Source organism: Mesorhizobium sp. M1342 (genome assembly GCF_040317955.1).
GTDB lineage: Bacteria > Pseudomonadota > Alphaproteobacteria > Rhizobiales > Rhizobiaceae > Mesorhizobium.
Genome location: NZ_JAMYLI010000059.1, coordinates 1 through 5,757, shown reverse-complemented (window position 1 = coordinate 5,757; position 5,757 = coordinate 1). Strand labels below are relative to the sequence as shown.

The window sequence follows — 5,757 nt, the reverse complement described above, 5'->3', positions numbered from 1 at the left end:
CCTCCAATCCAGCCAGCATCTTGAATCACAAACATCCGGCTTTGGGAATCCTACGATTCTCTCAAAATAGGAATCGCTCTAGCGCAGACATAAAAGGCGCCCGATTTCTCGGACGCCCTTTCGTGGATCTTATTCGGACTGCGCGAAAATCAGCCGTTGGCAACCTGCTTGTGCTGCACCGGGTGGCTCTTCTTCAACAGATCCGAGACCAGGAAGGCCAGTTCGATCGCCTGATCGGCATTGAGGCGCGGGTCGCAATGGGTGTGGTAGCGGTCCTGCAATTCCTCGGCGGTGATGGCGCGTGCGCCACCGGTGCATTCGGTGACGTTCTTGCCGGTCATTTCGACATGGATGCCGCCCGGATGCGTGCCTTCGGCGCGGTGCACCTCGAAGAAGGTCTGCACCTCCTTCAGAATGCGGTCGAACGGCCGCGTCTTGTAGCCGGCGGCCTCGATCGTGTTGCCGTGCATCGGATCCGACGACCACACCACGGAGCGGCCTTCCTTCTGCACCGCGCGAACCAGCTTCGGCAGATGGTCGGCGACCTTGTCGGAACCGAAGCGGGCGATCAGCGTCAGCCGGCCGGGCTCGTTCTCGGGATTGAGCAGGTCGATCAGCTCCAGCAAGCCGTCCGGCATCAGCGACGGACCGCATTTCAGGCCGAGCGGGTTCTTGATGCCACGGCAATATTCGACATGCGCATGGTCGGGCTGGCGGGTGCGGTCTCCGATCCAGATCATGTGACCCGAGGTGGCGTACCAGTCGCCGGAGGTCGAATCGACACGCGTCAGTGCCTCCTCATAGCCGAGCAGCAGCGCCTCGTGGCTGGTGTAGAAATCGGTCTCGCGCAGCGCGTAGTTGGTTTCCGAGGTGATGCCGACGGCCTTCATGAAGTCCATCGTCTCGGTGATGCGGTTGGCAAGAGACTCGTATTTCTCGCCCTGCGGACTGTCGGACACGAAGCCGAGCATCCAGCGGTGCACATTCTCCAGGCTGGCATAGCCGCCTTGCGCGAAGGCGCGCAAAAGGTTGAGCGTCGCCGCCGACTGGCGATACGCCATCTCCTGGCGAGCGGGGTCCGGAATGCGCGACTTGGGGTCGAATTCGATGCCGTTGATGATATCGCCGCGATAGCTGGGCAGCGTCACCTCACCCTTGGTCTCGTTGTCGGACGATCGCGGCTTGGCGAACTGGCCGGCAACGCGGCCGACCTTCACCACCGGCTGCGCGCCGGCGAAGGTGAGCACCACCGACATCTGCAGGAAGACGCGGAAGAAGTCGCGGATGTTGTCCGCGCCATGCTCGGCGAAGCTCTCGGCGCAATCGCCGCCCTGCAGGAGGAATGCGTCACCGGCGGCGACAGAAGCGAGCTGCTTCTTCAGCTTGCGCGCCTCACCGGCAAAAACCAGCGGCGGAAAGGTTGCGAGCTGGGCCTCCGTGTTCTTCAGCGCGGCAAGGTCCGGATAGGCAGGAACCTGCTTGATCGGCTTTGCTCTCCACGAATTCGGCGACCATTTCGTCATCGCTGCACCAACACTCTTTCCGGCGAGCACCCTCGCCCCCACTCCAGCCCCTATATGGGATGGCGGCTCCATACACGAAGCCGTTTTCGTATTCTAGACCGGAATTCAAGCGCTGGCGAATGGTCCGGGCGGGCTATGCCGCCTTCTCCACCAGCCGCGCCAACTGCGTCATGACCACCGCCGAGCCCGCCAATCGCTTCTCGGGGGTTGGCCAATCGCGTACGAAGACGACGCTGTGGTCCGGCCGGATCTTGGCCAGCGAGCCCTGCTCGCCGATGAACCGGACGAGCCCAACCGGGTTGGAGAATTCGCGCTTGCGGAAATGAATGACGACGCCCTTCGGCCCGGCGTCGAGCTTCTCGACATTGGCTTTGCGGCAGAGCGCCTTGATGAAGACGATCTTGAGCAGATGCTTGACCTCTTCCGGCAGCGGGCCGAAGCGGTCGATCAGCTCGGCGCCGAAAGCGTCGATTTCCTCGGTGTTCTCGAGATCGCCGAGACGGCGATAAAGCGCCAGCCGAAGCTGCAGGTCCGGAACATAGCTTTCCGGGATCATCACCGCCGTGCCGACGGCAATCTGCGGCGACCAGCCGCCATCCTGGACCTCGCCGGAATCCTTCACCTCGGCGACAGCCTCTTCCAGCATCTGCTGGTAGAGCTCGAAGCCGACCTCCTTGATGTGGCCGGACTGCTCTTCGCCGAGAAGATTGCCGGCGCCCCTGATATCGAGATCGTGGCTGGCGAGCTGGAAGCCGGCGCCCAGAGTATCGAGCGATTGCAGCACCTTCAGCCTCCGCTCCGCGGTGTCGGTCAGCTTGCGGTTGGCCGGCAGCGTGAACAGCGCATAGGCGCGCACCTTCGAGCGGCCGACGCGGCCGCGCAACTGGTAAAGCTGCGACAGGCCGAACATGTCGGCGCGATGGATGATCAGCGTGTTGGCGGTCGGGATGTCGAGGCCGGATTCGACGATGGTCGTGGACAACAGCACATCGTACTGGCCGTCGTAGAAGGCATTCATGATGTCGTCGAGTTCGCCCGGCGGCATCTGGCCATGGGCCACCGCCACCTTCAACTCCGGCACGGATTCCTTCAGGAAATCCTGGATTTCCGAGAGATCGCTGATGCGCGGCACCACATAGAAGGAATGGCCGCCACGATAGCGCTCGCGCAGCAGCGTCTCGCGGATGACCAGCGGATCGAAGGGCGAGATGAAGGTGCGCACCGCCATGCGGTCGACCGGCGGCGTGGCGATCAGCGACAGTTCGCGCACCCCGGTCAACGCCAGTTGCAGCGTGCGCGGGATCGGCGTCGCCGACAGCGTCAGCACGTGCACGTCGGTCTTCAAATCCTTCAGCCGCTCCTTGTGCTTGACGCCAAAATGCTGCTCTTCGTCGATGATCAGCAGGCCAAGGTTCTTGAACGAGATTGCGGAACCGAGCAGCGCATGCGTACCGATGACGATGTCGACCTGGCCCTCGGCGATACCTTTCTTGGTCTCGGCCAGTTCCTTGGCGCCGACTAGCCGCGACGCCTGGCCGACACGGATCGGCAGGCCGGAGAAACGCTGCGAAAAGGTCTTGAAATGCTGGCGCGACAACAATGTCGTCGGCACCACAACCGCCACCTGAAAGCCTTCCATCGCCGCGATGAAGGCAGCGCGCAGCGCCACTTCGGTCTTGCCGAAGCCGACATCGCCGCAAATCAGCCGGTCCATCGGCTTGCCGGCGGCCAGATCGTCGCGCACCGAGTCGATCGCCGTCTGCTGGTCGTCGGTCTCCTCATAGGGAAAGCGGGCCGCGAACTCGCCATAGAGGCCTTCTGCCGGCACCAGTGGCGGTGCGGAGCGCATTTGCCGCTCGGCGGCGATGCGGATCAGCTGCCCGGCCATGTCAAGCAGGCGTTTCTTCAGCCGCGCCTTGCGCGACTGCCAGGCGCCGCCGCCAAGCTTGTCCAGCGTCGCCTCGGCTGTGTCAGAACCATAGCGCGACAGGAGTTCGATGTTCTCGACCGGCAGGAACAGCCGGTCGTCGCCGGCATAGTGGATTTCCAGGCAGTCATGCGGTGCACCGACCGCTTCGATGGTGCGCAGCCCGATAAACCGGCCAATGCCGTGGTCGGCGTGGACGACAATGTCGCCGGCCGACAATGCCGAGGCCTCGGCAATGAAATCCGAGGGACGCTTCTTGCGTTTCGAGCGCCGGATCAACCGGTCGCCGAGAATGTCCTGTTCGGCAACGACGACCAGTTTTTCGGTTTCGAAGCCGGATTCGAGCGGCAGCACGGCCAAGGCCGCCTGACCCGGCTCGAGCTTTTCGGCTTCCGCCAGCGTTGCAACCTGCTTGAGGTTGCCGAGATGGTGTTCGGCAAGGATCTGGCCAAGCCGATCGAGCGAGCCCTCGGTCCAGCCGGCGATGACGACGCGGCGGCGCGCCGCGCGCTCATCGGCGATGTGTTTGACGACAACGTCGAACACATTGACGTTCGGGTCGGCGCGTTCCTCGACAAAGCTGCGGCCAGGGCGCGAACCGGCATGAAAAACCTTTTTCGCGCCGGCGTCAGGCGCGTCAAACGGCGTGAAGTCGATCGCTTCACGCGGCCCTAGCGAGGCAATCAGGTTTTCCGGGGAGAGATAGAGCAGGTCCGGTGCGACCGGCTTGTAGGGCACGGCGTCCTTCAAGGCACCGTCCGCCTGCTTCTTGCGCGCCTCGTAATGGTCGAGGATCAGCGTGTGGCGCTCGGCCAGCGCCTCATGCGCCAGATGGTCGAAGATGACAGGCGTGTGAGGCAGATAGTCGAACACCGTCTCCAGCCGCTCATAGAAAAACGGCAGCCAGTGTTCCATGCCGGCAAACCGCCTGCCTTCGCTGACTGCTGCATAGAGCCCGTCATCGCGCTGTGGAGCGCCAAAGGCTTCGATATAGGAGCGGCGGAAACGGCTGATGGTTTCCGGCGTCAGCGCCACTTCGCTCATCGCCTGCAACGCCATCGACTTGCGCTGGCCGGTGGTGCGCTGCGTGGCGGCGTCGAAGACACGGATCGATTCCAGCGTGTCGCCGAAGAAGTCGAGCCTGAGCGCTTCGGTCCAGCCGGGGGCGAAAAGGTCGAGAATGCCGCCGCGCACCGCGAATTCACCGATACCGCGCACGGTCGGCACGCGTTCGAAACCGGACGTTTCCAGTCGCGACACCAGTACGTTCATGTCGATCTGGTTGCCGGGCCTGGCGTGGAAGGTCTGTGCCTCGACGAGATCCGCCGGCGGAATGCGCTGCAGCAGCGCATTGGCGGTGGTGAGAATGACGGCGCGGTGCGGCTTCTTCGCCAGCGCGATCATGGCGGTCAGTGCATCGAGGCGCTTGGCGGCCGCATCCGAGCCGGGCGAGACGCGGTCGTAGGGCAAGCAATCCCAGGCCGGCAGTTCCAGCACCGGCAGGCCGGGGGCCGCGAAAGACAGCGCCTCGATGATCGCCGGCAGGCGCTGACCGTCGCGCGCGACGAACAGAACCGGCTTGTCGGGCGCGATCTCGAGTGCTGCCTGCACCAGCGCAAAGGCTTCGTAGCCATCGGCGACGCCGTCGACGATGAACTGACCGGCGCGGTCTTTCGGCAAACCGATGGTGGGAATGAGGCTCATCAAATCACGGTCTTGTTTTATCGCAATTCCCCACGGAAAACCGCTTCGTACTTTTCCTGGAATTGCTTGTGTTCAGAATGTCAGAGAACGGCGGAAAGCCAGGATCTTTTGCAGGACGGCACAATCGATGTCGGCCGGCACCGGGCGTTCGCCGGTGACCATGGGCAGGAATTCGGTATCGGGAATGTCGAGGAGCCTCTCATATTGGTCGATTTCGTCGCCGGTCAAGGCGCCGATCTCAGCGTCGGCGAAGGTGCCGAGGATAAGGTCCATCTCGCGCATGCCGCGATGCCAGGAGCGAAACAGAAGCTTGCGGCGGCGGACGTCGAGCCCCTCGCTTGATCTCGTCGTTCCGGTCATCGTGCCGCATCCTTGCTTGCTGCGGGCGCATATAGCGTGGATAGAAGGGGCTGTCAGCCTTGCAACGGCCCGGTTGGCGTCTAACATCTCGGTGTGACGAACATTCCTGACAGTATCGGCGCTAGCACCCCCCTCTGTCCTGCCGGACATCTCCCCCTCAAGGGGCCCGTTGCGTTATTAAGTTATAGGGGCAAGGAGGGAGGGTCAGGCCAATGTGGGGTGCCTTGCGGCTCGGGTTTGAGG

Annotated in this window: 3 protein-coding genes; all 3 read right to left on the bottom strand. The window is 63.2% G+C overall.

Features of this window, described 5'->3' with window-relative positions; all coding sequences use genetic code 11:
- Nucleotides 1-149: 149 nt before the first annotated feature.
- The gene (locus NKH06_RS31795) at nucleotides 150-1,523 is read right to left on the bottom strand and encodes a class II 3-deoxy-7-phosphoheptulonate synthase (RefSeq protein WP_352773337.1); all 1,374 of its coding nucleotides are present in this window, start codon (nucleotides 1,521-1,523) and stop codon (nucleotides 150-152) included.
- 133 nt (nucleotides 1,524-1,656) lie between these two features.
- Nucleotides 1,657-5,154 (bottom strand): transcription-repair coupling factor, encoded by a 3,498-nt coding sequence (mfd, locus tag NKH06_RS31790; RefSeq protein ID WP_352773334.1) that lies wholly within the window; start codon nucleotides 5,152-5,154, stop codon nucleotides 1,657-1,659.
- 72 nt (nucleotides 5,155-5,226) lie between these two features.
- A complete protein-coding gene (locus NKH06_RS31785) occupies nucleotides 5,227-5,514 on the bottom strand; it encodes a succinate dehydrogenase assembly factor 2 (RefSeq protein ID WP_352440274.1) in 288 nt (95 codons plus the stop codon).
- Between the last annotated feature and the right edge of the window lie 243 nt (nucleotides 5,515-5,757).